This is a genomic window from Bordetella genomosp. 1 (assembly GCF_002261335.1).
Lineage (GTDB): Bacteria > Pseudomonadota > Gammaproteobacteria > Burkholderiales > Burkholderiaceae_B > Bordetella.
The window spans coordinates 58582-75347 of the sequence record NZ_NEVL01000002.1 but is presented as its reverse complement, the minus strand read 5'-3'; the positions used below and the strand labels follow the sequence as shown (position 1 = coordinate 75347).

General features: G+C 69.1%; 18 protein-coding genes. 9 read left to right on the top strand and 9 right to left on the bottom strand.

Going from position 1 to position 16766, the window contains the following annotated elements; genetic code table 11:
- Positions 1 to 4: 4 nt before the first annotated feature.
- From aat to CEG14_RS05420, 3 genes are all read left to right on the top strand, one after another.
- Positions 5 to 760 (top strand): leucyl/phenylalanyl-tRNA--protein transferase, encoded by a 756-nt coding sequence (aat, locus tag CEG14_RS05430; RefSeq protein ID WP_094825356.1) that lies wholly within the window; start codon positions 5 to 7, stop codon positions 758 to 760.
- An 85-nt stretch (positions 761 to 845) separates the two neighbouring features.
- Positions 846 to 1586, top strand: coding sequence for an arginyltransferase (locus CEG14_RS05425; RefSeq protein WP_094825355.1), 741 nt, complete (start codon positions 846 to 848; stop codon positions 1584 to 1586).
- A 56-nt stretch (positions 1587 to 1642) separates the two neighbouring features.
- Entirely contained in the window at positions 1643 to 2686 is a 1044-nt protein-coding gene (locus CEG14_RS05420; RefSeq protein WP_094825354.1) for a quinone-dependent dihydroorotate dehydrogenase, read from the top strand.
- 265 nt (positions 2687 to 2951) lie between these two features.
- Here the strand turns inward: CEG14_RS05420 and phaP are convergent, their stop codons facing one another.
- Positions 2952 to 3533, bottom strand: a complete 582-nt coding sequence (gene phaP / locus CEG14_RS05415) for a TIGR01841 family phasin (protein WP_094825353.1) — start codon at positions 3531 to 3533, stop codon at positions 2952 to 2954.
- A 349-nt stretch (positions 3534 to 3882) separates the two neighbouring features.
- Here phaP and CEG14_RS05410 point away from each other — a divergent pair, with 349 nt between their 5' ends.
- Entirely contained in the window at positions 3883 to 4860 is a 978-nt protein-coding gene (locus CEG14_RS05410; RefSeq protein ID WP_094825352.1) for a tripartite tricarboxylate transporter substrate binding protein BugD, read from the top strand.
- Between the two features lie 226 nt (positions 4861 to 5086).
- Here CEG14_RS05410 and CEG14_RS05405 read toward each other — a convergent pair whose 3' ends face one another.
- From CEG14_RS05405 to CEG14_RS05395, 3 genes are all read right to left on the bottom strand, one after another.
- Positions 5087 to 5935 carry an IclR family transcriptional regulator gene (locus tag CEG14_RS05405; protein ID WP_094825351.1) on the bottom strand — a complete coding sequence of 283 codons (849 nt, stop codon included), beginning with the start codon at positions 5933 to 5935 and terminating at the stop codon, positions 5087 to 5089.
- 160 nt (positions 5936 to 6095) lie between these two features.
- A complete protein-coding gene (locus CEG14_RS05400) occupies positions 6096 to 6911 on the bottom strand; it encodes a competence/damage-inducible protein A (protein WP_094825350.1) in 816 nt (271 codons plus the stop codon).
- A 51-nt stretch (positions 6912 to 6962) separates the two neighbouring features.
- Positions 6963 to 7790, bottom strand: a complete 828-nt coding sequence (locus CEG14_RS05395) for an EI24 domain-containing protein (protein WP_094825349.1) — start codon at positions 7788 to 7790, stop codon at positions 6963 to 6965.
- Between the two features lie 109 nt (positions 7791 to 7899).
- Here CEG14_RS05395 and CEG14_RS05390 point away from each other — a divergent pair, with 109 nt between their 5' ends.
- Entirely contained in the window at positions 7900 to 8295 is a 396-nt protein-coding gene (locus CEG14_RS05390) for a thioredoxin family protein (RefSeq protein WP_094825348.1), read from the top strand.
- Positions 8296 to 8377: 82 nt separating this feature from the next.
- On the opposite strand, the gene CEG14_RS05385 is transcribed toward CEG14_RS05390, so the two are convergent.
- From CEG14_RS05385 to CEG14_RS05375, 3 genes are all read right to left on the bottom strand, one after another.
- Complete coding sequence (locus CEG14_RS05385) at positions 8378 to 9859, bottom strand: DEAD/DEAH box helicase (RefSeq protein WP_094825347.1); 1482 nt, start codon at positions 9857 to 9859, stop codon at positions 8378 to 8380.
- 147 nt (positions 9860 to 10006) lie between these two features.
- The gene (locus tag CEG14_RS05380) at positions 10007 to 10336 is read right to left on the bottom strand and encodes an AzlD domain-containing protein (RefSeq protein WP_094825346.1); all 330 of its coding nucleotides are present in this window, start codon (positions 10334 to 10336) and stop codon (positions 10007 to 10009) included.
- A gap of 1 nt (position 10337) precedes the next feature.
- Positions 10338 to 11006: an AzlC family ABC transporter permease gene (locus tag CEG14_RS05375; RefSeq protein WP_094825897.1), complete on the bottom strand. Its 669-nt coding sequence runs from the start codon at positions 11004 to 11006 to the stop codon at positions 10338 to 10340.
- A 535-nt stretch (positions 11007 to 11541) separates the two neighbouring features.
- On the opposite strand from CEG14_RS05375, the gene CEG14_RS05370 reads away from it, so the two are divergent.
- From CEG14_RS05370 to CEG14_RS05360, 3 genes are read left to right on the top strand one after another with little or no spacing between them, the layout of a single operon-like run.
- Complete coding sequence (locus tag CEG14_RS05370; protein WP_094825345.1) at positions 11542 to 11754, top strand: zinc-finger domain-containing protein; 213 nt, start codon at positions 11542 to 11544, stop codon at positions 11752 to 11754.
- A gap of 45 nt (positions 11755 to 11799) precedes the next feature.
- Complete coding sequence (locus tag CEG14_RS05365) at positions 11800 to 12222, top strand: YybH family protein (protein WP_094825344.1); 423 nt, start codon at positions 11800 to 11802, stop codon at positions 12220 to 12222.
- 13 nt (positions 12223 to 12235) lie between these two features.
- Positions 12236 to 13336, top strand: coding sequence for a YheT family hydrolase (locus CEG14_RS05360; RefSeq protein WP_094825343.1), 1101 nt, complete (start codon positions 12236 to 12238; stop codon positions 13334 to 13336).
- A 63-nt stretch (positions 13337 to 13399) separates the two neighbouring features.
- On the opposite strand, the gene CEG14_RS05355 is transcribed toward CEG14_RS05360, so the two are convergent.
- The gene (locus CEG14_RS05355) at positions 13400 to 14917 is read right to left on the bottom strand and encodes a M48 family metalloprotease (RefSeq protein WP_094825342.1); all 1518 of its coding nucleotides are present in this window, start codon (positions 14915 to 14917) and stop codon (positions 13400 to 13402) included.
- 76 nt (positions 14918 to 14993) lie between these two features.
- Between CEG14_RS05355 and galU the strand changes: the two genes are divergently transcribed.
- Positions 14994 to 15833 (top strand): UTP--glucose-1-phosphate uridylyltransferase GalU, encoded by an 840-nt coding sequence (galU, locus tag CEG14_RS05350; protein ID WP_094825341.1) that lies wholly within the window; start codon positions 14994 to 14996, stop codon positions 15831 to 15833.
- A 15-nt stretch (positions 15834 to 15848) separates the two neighbouring features.
- Here galU and CEG14_RS05345 read toward each other — a convergent pair whose 3' ends face one another.
- A complete protein-coding gene (locus CEG14_RS05345) occupies positions 15849 to 16730 on the bottom strand; it encodes a cytochrome c oxidase assembly protein (protein ID WP_094825896.1) in 882 nt (293 codons plus the stop codon).
- Positions 16731 to 16766 lie beyond the last annotated feature (36 nt).

Below are 16766 nucleotides of genomic sequence, written 5' to 3'. Positions count from 1 at the left end.
GATCTTGAAGCTGCCCTGGCTGGCCGCCGACGCGCCTTTCCCGCCTCCCGAGACCGCCCTGAGCGAGCCCGACGGCCTGCTGGCCGCGGGCGGCGAGCTCAACGTGACGCGGCTGCGCCAGGCCTATTCCAACGGCATCTTTCCCTGGTATTCCGAGGGCGAGCCGGTGTTGTGGTGGAGCCCCGATCCGCGCATGGTGCTGCCGTGCGCCGACTTCGCCCCCTCGCACAGCCTGCGCAAGCGCCTGCGCCAGCTCGGCCGCATGCAGGGGCCGCAGGCCGCGCTGCAGGTGCGCGTCGACACCGCATTTGCCGAGGTCATCCGTGCCTGCGCCGGCACGCGCAAGACGCAGCACGGCACCTGGATCACGCAACACGTTCAAGACGCCTATATCGGCTGGCATCGCGCCGGCCAGGCCCACAGCATCGAAACCTGGATCGACGGCGAACTGGCGGGCGGCCTGTATGGCGTGAACCTGGGCACGATGTTCTTTGGCGAGTCGATGTTTGCGCACGCAACCGACGCCTCCAAGATCGCGCTGGCCCATCTGGTGGCGTTCCTGCAGCGCCAGGGCGTGGCCTGGATCGACTGCCAGCAACAGACCAGCCACCTCGCCAGCCTGGGTGCGCGGCCGGTGCCGCGCTCGCATTTCCTGCGCCATGTCCGCGAGGCGGTCACGCATCCGCCGCTGACGTGGCGCCCGGGCTGGCTCGACACCGAAGGCAGCCTGCATCCGCTGCCCGAGGCGCCCCGTCCCTGACTTTCCCGCTGCTGCCAGCGCGGTGGTTCGGCGTTAATATGTGCCGAACCGGCCCGACGCTGTCGGGCCCTCTCCGGCCGCTTCGATGAGCCAGCTCAAAGAACTCCCCTTCTCCACGCTGCAGTTCTACGCCACCGCGCCCTACCCGTGCAGCTACCTGCCCGGCCGCCAGGCGCGCTCGCAGGTCGCCGCGCCGGGCCACCTGATCAACGCCGGCACCTATTCCCAACTGGTCGAGCAGGGCTTTCGCCGCAGCGGCCTGTTCACCTACCGGCCCCATTGCGACAACTGCCGCGCCTGTATTCCGGTGCGCGTCGATACCGCGCGCTATGCGGCGAGCCGCAGCCAGCGCCGGGCCTGGCGCGCGCACGACACCCTGCGCCCGCTGGTGGCCGAGCTGGCCTGGTCGCCCGAACACTACGAGCTCTACACCCGCTACCAGCAGGGCCGCCACCCCGGCGGCGGCATGGACGAAGACAGCCGCACGCAGTACGCGCAGTTCCTGCTGACCACGCGCGTGAACACGCGCCTGGTCGAGTTCCGCACGCCCGCCGGCCACCTGGCCATGGTGTCCATCATCGACGTGCTCGACGACGGCCTGTCGTCGGTCTACACCTTCTACGATCCGGAGCTGCGCGGCAGCCTCGGCACCTACAGCGTGATGTGGCAGATCGAACAGTGCCGCATGCTGGAGCTGCCCTGGCTCTACCTCGGCTACTGGATCGCGGACAGCCGCAAGATGGCCTACAAGGCCAGCTTCCGCCCGCTGCAGATGTTGGTCGACGGCGCCTGGCAGGACGAAACGCCGGCCTCCGGCCCGGCCTGAGCGGCGCCCGCGCAACAGGTGCGCGGCCGGCCGCCGACACACTACAATTGCGCCTCATGTCTATCCTATTTCACGCCTATCCCCTGGCCCGCACGGCGTTGTTCGCCATGGATGCGGAAACCGCCCACGAGGTCACGCTCTCGGGGCTGCAGCGCGCTTATGATTGCGGCGCCACGCGCCGCATGCTGCACGCGCAGCCCGAGGCGCCCACCACGCTGATGGGGCTGCGCCTGCGCAATCCCGTCGGGCTGGCGGCCGGTCTCGACAAAAACGGCGCCTACGTCGACGCCCTCGGCAACCTGGGCTTCGGCTTCGTGGAAGTGGGCACGGTGACGCCGCGCGCGCAGCCCGGCAATCCCAAGCCGCGCATGTTCCGCCTGCCGCGCGCCGACGCGCTGATCAACCGGCTGGGCTTCAACAACCAGGGCCTGGACGCGTTCCTGGCCAATGTGCAGAAGAGCACGTTCCGCCAGCAGGGCGGCATCCTGGGGCTGAACATCGGCAAGAACGCCGACACCCCCATCGAGCGCGCCGCCGACGACTACCTGATCGGCCTGGCGGGCGTGTATCCGCACGCCGACTACATCACGGTCAACATCTCCTCGCCCAACACCAAGAACCTGCGCGCGCTGCAGGGCGGCGACGAGCTCTCGCAACTGCTGGCGCTACTGCGCGACAAGCGCGCCGAGCTGGCCCAGCAGCACCAGCGCCAGGTGCCGCTGGCGGTGAAGATCGCGCCCGACCTGACGCAGGAGCAGATCGACGTGATCGCCGACGCGCTGCTCGCGCACGGCGTGGACGGCGTGATCGCCACCAACACCACCCTGGCGCGCGACAAGGTCGCCGGCCTGCAGCACGCCGAGGAGGCGGGCGGCCTGTCCGGCGCGCCGGTGCACGAGCTCTCGCTGGCCGTGATCGAACGCCTGCGCCAGCGCGTGGGCACGTCGATGGCGATCATCGGCGTAGGCGGCATCCTGTCGGGCAAGCAGGCGCGCGAGAAGATCGCCGCCGGCGCCGACGCGGTCCAGCTCTATACCGGCCTCATCTACCGCGGCCCGGCCCTGGTGGCCGAGTGCGTGCAGGCGCTCGCCCGGCGCTGAGCCGCGCCTGGCCGTCTGAATGCAAAACAGCACCGCATGCGGTGCTGTTTTGTTTTGCGGCGCGTGGCCCGGCAGCCGGGCCCAGGGCGACGAGGCGGGTACGCGCCGCATAAAAAAGGGCCGCAACATTCGCGCTGGACAAAAAAAGGCCACCCGAAGGTGGCCCTAATTCCAGCTCTGCTCTGTCACTCAACGGTACTACACAGAGAGGGCCGTCGCAACCGAGGGTCTACCTCAGGGGCGGCGGCCGGGTCGCGCAGCGGCCTCAGGCGGCAGCGCGACGGCCGCGACCGGCAACCTTCGTGGCGGCATCGGCGGCGTCGGTGGCGGCCTTGAACGTCGCGTTGGCGGCGGCGTTCAGGTTCGATTCGGCGACTTCGGCGGCCTGCTTGGCGGCCTTGGTCAGCGAGTCATAGGCGCTGTTGGCGGTAGCCAGCGACGACTTGATCAGGGCAACAGCGGACTCCGAACCGGTCGGCGCGTTCTTCGAGAACTGCTCGACGGCGTCCTGCAGCTGGGCCTGGTTTTCGGCGATCTGCGCTTCGGCCAGCTTGGCCAGGTCGGCCTGCACACCGGCAACGATGTCGTACACGTGCTTGCCGTAGGCCAGGGCCTTTTCGGCGCCCGGTTGCACCAGCGCGCTGGCGTAGCCGGCGGCGTCTTGCGGGTCCTTCAGTTCCACGGCCTGCTGCGACTTCAGGGCCGCTTCGTCGAGGGTGGCGCGCACGACCTTCAGATTCAGGTCGATCAGCTTCTCGAAACCGCTGAACACGGCCGACTGGGCGGCAACGATCGATTGCAGGGTGGCTTTCTGGCGGGCCAGAACTTGTTGGGGGATGGCGCTCATGTTGTCTCTCCTTCACGGGTGCCGGTTTGTACCGGCGAATAAGGCTGCTCTACGACCGGAATGGTCAATGTGCGCGACCGGGAAGTACTGCCACCGCAGGCGCGTTTGCTGCATTGCACAATTCCTATTCTAAGCACTTGTTTTTTCGTGTCAAGTAAAAGTTTGTGCGGCGCAACACGAGGGCGGATCTCCTGATCCGGCCCCGACAGGCTGGGGGAATCCCCGGGGTGACGGAACCCCACGACTTCCCTACACTTTCCGCACACCGCGCCACCATTACAACCATTCCAAGGCCGGTCATAACTACATAAACCCTCGCAGCCAAAATCCCCCCTGCATTGGAGACTTCATGACCCGTCTTTCCCGCCTGATGTCGGCCCTGTTCGCGGCCGGCACCCTGACCGTCGCCGCGTCCGCGGCAGCCGAATATCCCGAACGCCCCGTCAACATGGTCGTGCCGTTCGCGGCCGGCGGCCCGACCGACAACGTCGCCCGCTCGCTCGCGGAATCGATGCGCGCCAGCCTGGGTCAGACCGTCGTGGTCGAAAACAAGGGCGGCGCCGGCGGCACGATCGGCACCACGCAGGTCGCGCGCGCCCAGCCCGACGGCTACCAGATCCTGCTGATGCACGCAGGCTTCTCGACCGCGCCCTCGCTCTACAAGAACCCCGGCTACGACCCCTACACCAGCTTCGAGCCGATCGGCCTGGTGGTGGACGTGCCCATGACCATCGTGGCGCGCAGCGACCTGCCGCCGAACAACATCAAGGAACTGGCCGAGTACGTCAAGAAAAACGCCGACAAGATCTCGCTGGCCAACGCCGGCATCGGCGCCGCCAGCCACCTGTGCGGCACCATGCTGATCGAAGCCCTGGGCGTGAACCTGCTGACGATCCCCTACAAGGGCACCGCGCCGGCCATGAACGATCTGCTGGGCAAGCAGGTTGACCTGCTGTGCGACCAGACCACCAACACCACGCAGCAGATCAACGCCGGCTCGGTCAAGGCCTACGCCGTGACCAGCCTGAAGCGCGTGCCGACCCTGCCGAACCTGCCGACGATGGACGAGTCGGGCTACAAGGGCTTCGAAGTGGGTATCTGGCACGGCATGTGGGTGCCGAAGGGCACGCCCAAGCCCGTGGTCGACAAGCTGGTCAAGGCACTGCAGGCCGGCCTCGCCGACCCCAAGTTCCAGGACCGCATGAAGCAGCTGGGCGCCACCGTCCTGACCGCCGAAGCCAACCCCGACGCGTTGACCGCCAAGGTGAAGCAACAGGTGCCGCAATGGGAAGGCCTGTTCAAGAAGGCTGGCGTCGAAAAACAATAGGGGGAAGGCCCCCACGCCGCACGCTTCGCGCTTGCTGCCCCCCGAGGGGGCTCCGCCGCCTTCGGGCGGCCGGGCGGCGGCGGGAGGCCCCCACGCCGCGCGCTTCGCGCTTGCTGCCCCCCGAGGGGGCTCCGCCGCCTTCGGGCGGCCGGGCGGCGGCGGGGCTGTTCTTTCGTCCAATAAAAAAACCTGGTCCTCGGACCAGGTTTTTTTGCGCTGCCTGCGGCTAGCGGGCTTCGGCCAGGGGTTCGGCGCCGGGCGGGAGGGTGTCGTGGCCGAGGGCCTCGGAGATCTGGGCGGCGGTCTCGACGAGCAGCTTGATCCACTCGTCCTGCAGGCGCTCGGCCGGGGCCGAGATGGAGAGCCCGGCGACGAGCTTGCCGGAGTCGTCGTGGATGCCGGCGGCGATGCAGCGCACGCCCAGCTCGAGCTCTTCGTTGTCGCGCGCATAGCCGTGGCGGCGCACCAGCGCCAGCTCGCGCTCGAGGCGCTCGAGCTCGGTCAGGCTGTTGCGGGTGTGCCCGGCCAGGCCGGTGCGGGTGGCGTAGGCGCGCACCTGGCGCGTGTCGCAGGTCGACAGGAACAGCTTGCCGGTGGACGTGAGGTGCAGCGGCGCACGGCCGCCGATGGCGCGCACCACCTGCATGCCGGAGCGCTCGCTCCAGGCCCGGTCGATGTAGACGATCTCGTCGCCCTGCTGCACCGACAGATTGATGGTCTGGCCGGTCTGGCGGTGCAGGTTGCGCATCGCGCCGATGGCGGCCTCGCGCACGTTGAGCCGGCCCTTGACCAGCGAACCCAGCTCCAGCAGCCGCATGCCCAGCTGATACACGCCGTTGTCGACGCGCTCGACGTAGCGGCCCACGACCAGGTCGTTGAGGATGCGGTGGGCGGTGGAGGCGTGCAGGCCGGTGGTGGCCGAGAGCTGTTTCAGCGTGACCGGCTCGGGTTGCGCGGCGAGCGCGTCCAGCAGGCTCATGGCGCGCTCGATCACCTGGATGGCGATGGGCGACTGGCCGGCGGACTCCGGTTCGGAGCCCAACGCGGTCGCGGGGACGCGGGGCAGGCGGGACATAGGCGAGGCTGAGAGCGTTGAATACTGCGAACCGGCGGGCTGCCGCGCGCGGGCGGAGACGAGCCGGTGCCGGCCTGTATGCCGCAGCGCAGCACGACAGGCTTATCGTATTGTGAAATTCCGGCGCCGATTTGGCAACCGGTATTTGTGCAGGGCGGCGTCAGGCCGCGGCCGGCGGCACGCGCATGCCGCCCAGGCGCTCCACCTCGGCCTGCAGGAACAGCAGCGCCTCGGCGGCCGGCTCGGGCTCGCCCTTCACGCCCAGTTCGATATGGGGTGCGCCCCCACTTTCTCCGACGCTCGGCAGGCTGAACGCCCGCACTGCCGGCCAGCGCCGCTCGATCTCCACCAGGCTGGGCGTGATGCGCGACTCGGGCATGCTGAACACGAGGAAGGAGTGCTCGGCATGGCGCGTGAGGTGCTGCAGGTCGCGATAGCGGGTGTCGAGCGTCCACTCGAGCATGGGCCAGGCCATCACGGGAAAGCCGGGCACGAAGGTGTGGTCGTGGATGAAGAAGCCGGGGATGCGGTTGTACGGATTCGGCACGATCTCGGCGCCCACCGGAAATACGCCCATCTGCAGGCGCTGCTGGTTCTCCGGCGTGCTCATGTCGGTGGTGCCCTGCCCCTTGGCCGCCATTTCGGCCGTGCGCAGCGTGATGGCCTCTTCGGCCTGCGGATGCAGCGCCATCTCCACGCCGAGCGCCGCGGCGACGGCCTGGCGCGTGTGGTCATCGGGCGTGCCGCCGATGCCGCCGCACGAGAACACCACGTCGCCGGTGGCGAAGCTGCGGCGGTAGGCCGCCGTCAGCGCGTCGCGGTCATCGGAAAGGATCTCGGCCCAGGCCAGCCGCATGCCGCGCGCGGCCAGCAGCTCGACCACCTTGCCGAAGTGTTTGTCCTGGCGGCGTCCGGAGAGGATTTCGTCGCCGACGATGATGAGGCCGATACGGCGCTGGGAAGCGGCTGCGGGCATGTTGCGAGGGTCCTGGGATTCGAAGAAAAGGGGTGGCGCGGCGTGGCCGGCTCAGGGCGGCAGGCGCGAGAGCTCGTCGGGGCGCGGCAGCGGGTCCTGGGCGCGCAGGTCCTGGAGGGCCTGCAGGCCGTAGTGGGCATAGACCAGCGCCGAGTACACCGGCAGGATGATCCAGGCCGGCGGGATCAGGTTGATCAGCGCGAGGATGAAACCGATGATCCAGAAGCCGCCGTTGCGCTCCTTGATGAGCCGCCGGCGTTCTTCGGGACGGGCGTGTTCGACGATGGCGTCGACGCGCAGCATGCGCGAGAACGCGAAGGCCCACCAGAACACCGACAGGATCAGCGCCATGGGCGGGATGAGCCAGAACGGCAGCGTGAACAGCCAGCCCAGCGCGAACACCACGCTGACCCAGATCGCGTTCCAGACGCTCACCGCCGTGGCATTGCGGCCGAGCTGCGCCAGGCCCGCGTACTCGCGCTTGCCCACGTGGCGCAGCACCAGCGGCATCACGAAAATGGCGGCGATCGTGAGGCCCAGGATGCCGGACACCGGCAGCAGGATCGCGGCCGCGAGCACCGGCACCAGCCAGATCTTGAGCGAAAACAGCCCGATGCTGACCAGCCAGGCGTCGACGTCATTGACGGTTTCCCATTGGCCCGCCTCCAGGCGCAGCCAGTCGGTGAGCGGCGTCCAGAAAAGCCACAGCAACAGGATCGCGCCGACCAGCGCGATCAGAAACGGCAGCAGCACCGCGAACAACATGCTGGGATGGCATTGCGACACCAGCGCGCGCTTGAACGCGGTGGTGATGCGTACGCCCTCGGAGACGGGCGAAGCGCGCCGGGGCGCGCCGTTGGCGGGGTAAGACGGGGGCATGACGCATCCTGCAGCAAAGACGAGGTGGACCCGGGGCGCGCGGCGCCCGGGCCAAGACGCAAGATAGACGCGCCGGGTATCATAGTCAAACCCGCTGTGGAACACCGTCATGCCCCTCTACGAACCCGGTCCCGACACGCCGGCGCTGCGCGCCGCCCTCGCCCGCCCCGACACGCGCCTGGTGGCGTGTTTCTGCGCGGCCTGGTGCGACACCTGCCAGGAATACCGGCCCAAGCTCGAAGCCCTGGCCGCCCGCTATCCGGCCCACACCTTCGCCTGGATCGACATCGAGGATCACCCCGACCTGCTGGGCGACGAAGACGTCGAAAACTTTCCCACCCTGCTGGTGCGCGAGCGCGGCCGTACGCTGTTCTACGGCACCATGCTGCCGCACATCGGCCATCTCGAACGCCTGCTCGACAGCCTCGGCGCCGATGCGCCGGCGCAGGCCACCGGCCTGCCCGAGATCGAAGCCCTGCTGCGCGACGACGCCATCGCATCCTGAACCGCCAGGCCAAAAAAAAAGCGCCGCCGGCCCTGCCGGAGGCGCTTTTTTCATGGCCGCACGAGGGCGGCGCGGGTGCCGCTCAGGGCTTGCGGCTGCCACCCAGCAGCACGGCCAGCTGGCGCTTGGGCGCCGTGCCGTTGGCACGCGGGCTGGCCTCGACGGGCGCGGCCGACGACGGCGCGGCGGTGGGCTCGTAGGGCTTGGAGAAGAAGTCGTCGACCGGCTGGCGCGGCGCGCTGCTGCGGCGTTCGCCGCGCTCGCTGCGTTCAGCGCGATCGCCGCCACGCTCGCCGCGGTCGCCGCCGCGGCCACGGCTGCGCTCGCCGCGCTCGGTGGGCGCTTCGCCGCCTCGGCCATGGCTGTGCGCCAGCAGCTCGGCGGGAATCTCGATCGTGCCGCGCGGCACCTTGCGCTTGATCAGCTTCTCGATGTCGAGCAGATAGCGCTCTTCGGAAGGCGTGAACAGCGCGATGGCCTCGCCGCTCGCGCCGGCCCGGCCGGTGCGGCCGATGCGGTGCACGTAGTCTTCGGCGTTGTACGGCAGGTCGTAGTTGATGACACAAGGCACGCCGGCCACGTCGAGGCCGCGGGCGGCCACGTCGGTGGCGACCAGCACCTCGAGCTCGCCGGCCTTGAAGGCTTCGAGCGCCTTCATGCGGTCGGCCTGGGTCTTGTCGCCGTGGATCGATTCGGCGCGCACGCCGTCGCGTTCGAGCTGGCGGGCCAGGCGCGCGGTGCCGATCTTGGTGTTGGAGAACACGATGACCTGCTTCAGGCCGCGCGACTTCACCAGGTGCACCACCGCGGCGCGCTTGGCTTCGCCGGACATTTCGTAGGCGATCTGCGTGACGGTGTCGGCCGTGGCGTTGCGCGCCGCGACTTCGATCTCGACCGGGTTGTTCAGGTACGAACGGCCGAGCTTGCGGATTTCGTTGCTGAAGGTGGCCGAGAACAGCAGGCCCTGGCGCTTCTGCGGCAGCAGCCGGATGATGCGTTCGAGGTCGGGCAGAAAGCCCATGTCGAGCATCCGGTCGGCTTCGTCGAGCACCAGGATGCCGACCTGGCTGAGATTCACGTTCTTCTGTTCGACGTGGTCGAGCAGGCGGCCCGGCGTGGCGACCAGCACTTCGCAACCCTGGCGCAGCGCGATCTTCTGCGGGCCGATGTCGACGCCGCCGAACACGACGGTGCTGCGCAGCGGCGTGGACTGGGCGTAGCGCTTGACGTTCTCGTACACCTGGTCGGCCAGCTCGCGCGTCGGCGTCAGGATGAGCGCGCGGACGGGATGGCGTGCCGGCGACGCGCTGGTGTTGGCCAGTGGCATCAGGCGGTGCAGGATCGGCAGCGTGAACGCCGCGGTCTTGCCGGTGCCGGTCTGGGCGGCGCCCATGACGTCGCGCCCTTCCACCACCACCGGAATCGACTGCGCCTGGATGGGCGTGGGTGTCGTGTAGCCGGTTTCGGCGATGGACTTCAGCAGAAGCGGGTGCAGGCCAAATTCGGCAAAAGTGCGCGAGGGCGCGTCAGCGGCAGGCGCTGCAGAAGAAATAGAGTCAGTCATCGAGTTGGGCAGATACCGGGGCCACGGAAAAAGAACAAAACGGAATTACGGCGTGCCCGGATTGCTGTGGATAACTTTATTTTAGCGCACGCGACCGGAAGTGCCCGAATTGACACCAATTCCCTCGACCGGGCCCGGCGGGCAGCCTCAACCCGCCGCCCAGCGCAGGCCCCACAGGACCAGCATCCCGGAGACGATCACGGCCACCGCGCTGCGCGTGCGCAGGAACACGATCACCCCCACCACGCCGGCCACCAGCTTGTAGTCGAAGATCGGGCCCAGGCCGGCCTTCCAGGGCAGCATGTCGGGCACCACGATGGCCGTGAGCGCGGCCGCGGGGGCGTAGCGCAGGGCGCGCCGCACGCCGTCGGGCAGCGGAATGTAGTCGCCGAACAACATGAAGCCGGCGCGCGTGAGCACGCTGCACACGGTCAGCAGCAGGATCGCGCTGTAGACATAGATTTCCGAGGGCCACATGTCAGCGCTTTCCCTTGAAGTAGCGTTCGGCCCAGATGCCGGCCAGGATGCCCGCGATCACCGCCACCGCCAGGCCCAGCCGCAGCGGCAGGGCCTGCCCGACCCAGGCGGTGACGCCCGCGGCCAGCATGGAGATCAGCATCGGCTTGGAGTTGGCCAGCGGCACCGTGATGGCCAGCAGCGCCAGCACGGCGGCGAAATCGAGCGACCAGGTCGTGGGCACCATCGAGCCCAGGAAGATGCCGACGATGGACGAGGACTGCCAGACGAACCAGCTCGGCGCGATCGTGCCGATGAAATACCAGAGCTGCTCGCGCGTGCCGCGCTGGGCGGCGTCGCCGTAGCGCGGCATGAACAGCACGAAGCCCATGTCGGTGGTGAAGTAGCCCAGGCCGAGGCGCTTGGGCCACGGCAGGTGGCGGAAGTACGGCTGCAGCGCGGCGCCGAAGATCACGAAGCGCAGGTTCACCACGCAGCCGGCCGCGAAGATCAGCCACAGCGGCGCGCCGGAGGCGATGAGCGGCAGGGAGGTGAGCTGGGCGGAGCCGGCATACAGCAACAGCGTCATGGCCAGGGCCATCGACTCGGTCAGGCCCGACTTCACCATGGCCACGCCGGTGACCATGCCCCAGGTGCCGGTGGCGATCAGTGCGGGCACGATGGCGTGCACGCCGGTCTTGAATGCTTCGATGCGCTCGGCGCGGATGGCGCGCGCCTTGTCGGAATCGGTCAACTCTGGTTCAGCGGCCACGGAGCGGCCTCTGGCGTTGCGAACGGAACGACATGGGAGGTGGAAGAGGTTGAGACCCTGCAGTGTGTCCGGAGGCTGGACGGATCAATGGGCTTCCGCGCGACACCGCCCCGGCCACATGGCGCGGGAGGCGTCATTGTAACCTCGCCCTTGATACAATACCGGCCTCTGGAGAGGGGCACAGCATGTCGATGGCATTGCGCAACGGTTCGATCTGGCGAGAGGGGCATACCGGCCCGGGTCGCCATGCGTCCGTTTGCCCCGTATCCGGCACCCGCTTCGGCGGGGCCGACCACGCCGGCGGCGATCAGTCGCCGCGCGCCGTCTTCCCCGCATCGCCCCGCCTCTCGGGCCGCGCCGCCCGGCCGGCGCACGCCACCGGGCCGCGCCCGGCGGCCGCCTCCCGCGTCGGGCCCGCGCCCGCCCTCTTTTCCCAACGGATCTAGGAATCACCATGACCGCTGCTGCTCCGGCCGCCGCCAACTCCCAGGAAGTCATCGAACTCGGCGCGGAAGACCTGCCCGCATACTGCCCCAGCCCGAAGGCGCCGCTGTGGAGCATGCACCCGCGCGTATTCCTCGACGTGACGCACACCGGCCAGGCCCGCTGCCCCTACTGTGGCACCGAGTACAAGCTCAAGCCGGGCACGGTCGTGCACGGCCATTGATCGCGCACCGCTTCCCCCTCACATCACTCACAGACCGCAGCCGCCATGTTCGCCACTCCTGACGAAGCGGAACACGCTTTCTATGAAGCGCTGGAACAGGCCGACACCGATCGCCTGATGCAGATCTGGGCCGACGACGAAGAAATCGTCTGCATCCACCCGGGTGGCCTGCGCATCGTGGGCCACACGGCGGTGCACGAGTCGTGGCAGCAGGTGCTGGCCAATGGCCCGCTGCACATCCGGCCGCTGCGGCCGGTGGTGGTGCAGAGCATGATGTGCGCGGTCCACGTGCTGGTCGAGCAGGTCACGGCGATCACGCGCGAAGGCACGCAGTTCGTCAACTGCTATGCCACCAACATCTATCACAAGGGTCCGACGGGCTGGCGCATGGTGATGCACCACGCGTCCCCCGCCCCCGCGGAAGCCGGCGTGCTCGATCTGCACGACGTGCCCGACCGACTGCATTGAGGCGATACCCGCGTTGGCCGCTACCCGCATCGACCTGAGTCCCTGCCCCGTACCGCCCTGGCTGCCCGACCGGCACAGCCAGACGATCTACGCGTCCACGTTCGCCCAGTACCATCGCATCGCGTTCGTGCGCGAGCGGGTCGACACGCCCGATACCGATTTCGTCGACTTCGACTGGACCGGGCCGGGCCTGTTTCCGCACAAGGCCGCCGACGGCAGCCCGATCGACGCGATCACGCCGCAATCGGGCATCAAGACCGCCGCCGCGCGCTGGATGAAACCGGCCGACTGGGGCTCGCTGCCGCGCACGGCCGACACGCCCGCGCTGCTGCTGTTCCACGGCCTGGAAGGCGGCAGCACCAGCCGCTACGCCCAATCGATCGCGCATCATTTCCGCGCGCGCGGCTGGATCGTGGCGGTGGCGCACTTCCGCGGCTGCTCGGGCACGCCCAACCGGCTGGCGCGCGCCTACTACTCCGGCGACTCCGCCGAGGTCGGCTTCATGCTCGCCACGGCGCGCGCGCGCATCCCGCATGCGCGCTGGCACGCGGTCGGCGTCTCGCTCGGCGGCAACGCGCTGCTCAAGTATCTCGGCGAGCACGCCGAAGAAACCAGCTGGCTCGCCGGCGCGGCCGGCGTGTCGGTGCCGCTCGACCTCGTGGCGGGCGGCAAGGCGCTGTGCACCGGTCTCATCGCGCGGCGCATCTACACGCCCTACTTCCTGCGCACGATGCGGCGCAAGGTGCTCGAGAAGGCCAAGCGCTTTCCGGGCGCGATCGATGTGATGCGCATCGCCCACGCGCGCGACCTGCGCGACTTCGACGACGCCTACACCGCGCCCATGCACGGCTACCGCAACGCGCTCGACTATTGGACGCGCGCCTCGAGCAAGCCCTGGCTGCCCAGCATCAAGGTGCCCACGCTGGTGCTGAACGCGCGCAACGATCCGTTCCTGCCCGAAGACGCCCTGCCCACGCCGGCGGAGTGTTCGGCCAGCGTGCTGCTGCACCAGCCCTCCGACGGCGGCCATGCCGGCTTTCCCACCGGCCCCTTCCCGGGTCACCTCAACTGGCTGCCGCAGCGGCTGGGCCGCTTCTTCGAGACCGGCAAGTAGGTCTCGCGCCACGACGACAAAGGCCGCCCGGAGGCGGCCTTTGTCATGGCGGACGGCCCGCCCTCAACCCGATTTGAAGCGCTGCAGCAGCGCGCGCTCGTCGGCCAGCTTCTGCTGCACTTCCTTGATCTGCACGTCAATCTGCGACTGCTCGTAGAAGTCGCGCGACATGCCGCGCGCCTGTTGCAGCTGCGACTCGGCCGCGGCGTAGGCGCCGGTGGCCACGTAGAAGCGCGCCATGTCGCGGCGCGACGCGATCAGGTTGCCGGTACGCTCCTCGCTCTGCGCCAGCAGCTGATAGAAGGTGGGCTCGTCGGCGCCCCACTCCTTGATGCGGCCGCGCAGATAGGCCTGGGCCTCGGCGTTCTGGCCGTTGAGCTGCAAGGCCGAGGCGTAGGCCATGCCCAGCGCGCGCCGGTCGGGCCAGCGCTTGGTGGCGGCCTGCGCCAGCGAGAGCGCGCGCGCCGCGTCCTTGCGCGCGATCGCGATGTCGATGCCGAGCTTGGCCAGCTCCGGCGTATTGAGATTGCCGCTGGTGGCCTGGGCGAACGCGCTCTCCGCGCCCGGCAGGTCGCCGCGTTGCAGCGAATAGAGCGCAAGCCCGTAGAAGGCGGCCGACTGGCGGATGCCGGACAGCGCGCGCGATTCGTCGGTGAGCTGCTGCTGGGCGGTGCGCAGGCTGGTCACGTCGCGCCCCTGCACCACGCGCATCTTGGCGCGGATGTACCAGAAGTCGTCGCTGTCGACGTAGCGCGACGCGGGAAGGTCGCGGATGCGGTTTTGCACGTCCGACATCCGGTCGATGGACAGCGGGTGGGTGCTGGCCCAGGCGCCGCCGCCCATGCCTTCATTCAGGCGCGAGGCGTTCATCAGCCGCCCGAACATCTTGGCCATGCCGTCGGGATCGTAGCCCGCGCGCGAGAGCATCTGCAGGCCGGTGCGGTCGGCCTCGCGCTCGGCCTCGCGCGAAAAGCCGAGCTGGCGGTTGATCGCCGCCGCCTGGCCGAACGCGGCGACGCCCATGGCCAGGTCGCCGCCACCGCCGGCCAGCGCCGCGAGCAGCGCGCCCGCCAGCGTGGCCATCATCATCATGCCGCTCTGGCTCTGCTGCGTCATGCCGCGCGCGATGTGGCGCTGCGCGACGTGGCCGATTTCGTGCGCCAGCACCGAGGCGAGCTCCGACTCGCTGCCCGAGGACACGATCAGGCCGGTGTTGACGCCGATGAAGCCGCCCGGCATGGCGAAGGCGTTGATCTCGGGGTCGCGCACGCCGAACACCTCGATATCGGGCAGGCCGCCCGGCGCGAATGCCGACAGCTTGCGCGCCATCGTGGTGAGATATTGGCGCAGCTCGGGATCATTGATGTAGGTCGGGTCGCGCCGGCCCTGCGCCATGATGGCCTCGCCCAATTGGCGCTCCAGCATGGGGGGCAGATCGGCGGAAGAGGCCGTGCCCATCGAGGGCAGGCCGACCGGTTGCGCGCGCAGCGGCATGGCGGGCAGCAGGAAGGTCAGGCTCAGGGCCGCCGCCATGATCTGGCGGGCGAACGTGCTCGTCGGTGTCGTGTCGGAACGGTTCATGGCAATATGATAGCCAGATGGGCAAAAAGTTTGCTCCAAAGCCATACGCCGCTCCAGAACTCACAGGATTTCCCACATGAATGCCGTCCGCAAAGCCGTCTTTCCCGTTGCCGGGATGGGCACGCGGTTTCTGCCCGCCACCAAGGCCATGCCCAAGGAGATGCTGCCTGTCGTCGACAAGCCGCTGATCCAGTACGCGGTCGAAGAGGCGGTGGCCGCCGGAATCACGGACCTGATCTTCGTCACCGGCCGCAACAAGCGTGCCATCGAGGACCACTTCGACGCCGCGCCCGAACTCGAGGCCGAGCTCGAGAAGAAGAGCAAGCACGAGCTGCTCGAGCTCGTGCGCGACATCCTGCCCGCGCATGTGAACTGCATCTACATCCGCCAGTCGGCGCCGCTGGGCCTGGGCCACGCCGTGCTCACCGCGCAGCCCGCCGTCGGCAACGAGCCGTTCGCCGTGCTGCTGGCCGACGACCTGATCGACGCCGACCGTCCGGTGCTGGGCCAGCTGATCGACTGCGCGCTGTCGCACAGCGCCAGCGTGCTGGGTGTGCAGGAAGTGCCGCGCGCCGACACCGGCAAGTACGGCATCGTGGCGGCCAGCGCGGTCGAGCCGCGCACCGAGCGCGTGTCGCTGATCGTGGAAAAGCCCAAGCCCGAAGATGCGCCCTCCACGCTCGCCGTGGTGGGCCGTTATGTGCTCGAGGCGCAGATCTTCGAACACCTGCGCGCGACCCAGGCCGGCGCAGGCGGCGAGATCCAGCTGACCGACGGCATCGCGTCGATGATGCGCGAGCGCCCGGTCTATGCCTACCGCTACGAAGGCCAGCGTTACGACTGCGGCAGCAAGGCCGGCATGTTCCAGGCCACCGTGGCCCTGGGCCGCAAATACCACGGCCTGATCCCCGAGTAAGCCCGCACGGCGGCCTCAGGCGGCCGGCTTGCCGGCGGCCTGCGCCTGCCGCGCGCGCTGGCGCGCCTCGCGGTCGACACGGCGCAGCCGGCCCCGCGCCGACAGGCGCATGAGGGTGCCCAGCGCCACCAGCAGGCCGATCACCTCCACCAGCGCCGCGGGAATCCACATCGTGAGGCCGCCGATGGTCTGGTCGGTCTGGGCCGACATCGCGATGGCCCGGCCGCACAGCTCGAACAACGGATAGAGGTCGCTCTCGGTGAACGCGATCACCGCGCCCGCCACCATCTGCGGCGCCATGGTCAGCACCGGCGAGATCACGCGCCCGCCCGGCGTCATCGCGGCGGGCGGCGCGGGGCGGCGGTCGAGGATCAGGTTCCAGTACATGAAGCCGCTCAGCACCACCGACCAGTTCATCAGGCGATAGAGCCGCCAGTCGAGCATCGAATAGAACTGCACCGACGGGATCAGCCACACCAGCACCAGCGCGACGAACAGCGCCGGCACGAAGATGCGATGGGTGAGCACGGCCACCGTGCAACGGCCCGGCGCGGTGGCCAGCCAGCGGCGCAGGCGGCTGCGCCAGGCCAACGGCAGGCCGGCGCGCATGGCCGACCCCGGGAAGGCCGCCATCACCAGCAGCGGCCCGAGATGGTGCAGCACCAGATGCTGGGCGCGATGGATGAAGAACATCCGCTCGGCGTAGTAATCGAGGCGCGTGTGCAGCGACAGATAGAGCAGGATCACGCCGGCCCAGAACAGGGCCTGGCGGGCGGCGCTCACGTGATGCACGCGCGTGCCGCGCACGAACAGCGCGATGCAGGCGACGAACGCCAGCACCAGCGTGGGCGAGAACTCCCAGGGAACGAGCCAGCCGAGCAGGTCCATGCGTGAGATCCGGAAAGCGCCACCGTGGGCCGCGGGGCGATGCGC

What these genes read in the sequence shown, in the direction of transcription:
- CEG14_RS05400 (WP_094825350.1), bottom strand. Translation starts at nt 6,911, where the DNA reads ATGCCCGCAGCCGCTTCCCAGCGCCGTATCGGCCTCATCATCGTCGGC.
- CEG14_RS05385 (WP_094825347.1), bottom strand. Translation starts at nt 9,859, where the DNA reads ATGACTGACTCTATTTCTTCTGCAGCGCCTGCCGCTGACGCGCCCTCG.
- CEG14_RS05395 (WP_094825349.1), bottom strand. Translation starts at nt 7,790, where the DNA reads ATGCCCCCGTCTTACCCCGCCAACGGCGCGCCCCGGCGCGCTTCGCCC.
- galU (WP_094825341.1), top strand. Translation starts at nt 14,994, where the DNA reads ATGAATGCCGTCCGCAAAGCCGTCTTTCCCGTTGCCGGGATGGGCACG.
- CEG14_RS05410 (WP_094825352.1), top strand. Translation starts at nt 3,883, where the DNA reads ATGACCCGTCTTTCCCGCCTGATGTCGGCCCTGTTCGCGGCCGGCACC.
- CEG14_RS05405 (WP_094825351.1), bottom strand. Translation starts at nt 5,935, where the DNA reads ATGTCCCGCCTGCCCCGCGTCCCCGCGACCGCGTTGGGCTCCGAACCG.
- phaP (WP_094825353.1), bottom strand. Translation starts at nt 3,533, where the DNA reads ATGAGCGCCATCCCCCAACAAGTTCTGGCCCGCCAGAAAGCCACCCTG.
- CEG14_RS05365 (WP_094825344.1), top strand. Translation starts at nt 11,800, where the DNA reads ATGTTCGCCACTCCTGACGAAGCGGAACACGCTTTCTATGAAGCGCTG.
- CEG14_RS05390 (WP_094825348.1), top strand. Translation starts at nt 7,900, where the DNA reads ATGCCCCTCTACGAACCCGGTCCCGACACGCCGGCGCTGCGCGCCGCC.
- CEG14_RS05420 (WP_094825354.1), top strand. Translation starts at nt 1,643, where the DNA reads ATGTCTATCCTATTTCACGCCTATCCCCTGGCCCGCACGGCGTTGTTC.
- CEG14_RS05425 (WP_094825355.1), top strand. Translation starts at nt 846, where the DNA reads ATGAGCCAGCTCAAAGAACTCCCCTTCTCCACGCTGCAGTTCTACGCC.
- CEG14_RS05370 (WP_094825345.1), top strand. Translation starts at nt 11,542, where the DNA reads ATGACCGCTGCTGCTCCGGCCGCCGCCAACTCCCAGGAAGTCATCGAA.
- CEG14_RS05380 (WP_094825346.1), bottom strand. Translation starts at nt 10,336, where the DNA reads ATGTGGCCCTCGGAAATCTATGTCTACAGCGCGATCCTGCTGCTGACC.
- CEG14_RS05355 (WP_094825342.1), bottom strand. Translation starts at nt 14,917, where the DNA reads ATGAACCGTTCCGACACGACACCGACGAGCACGTTCGCCCGCCAGATC.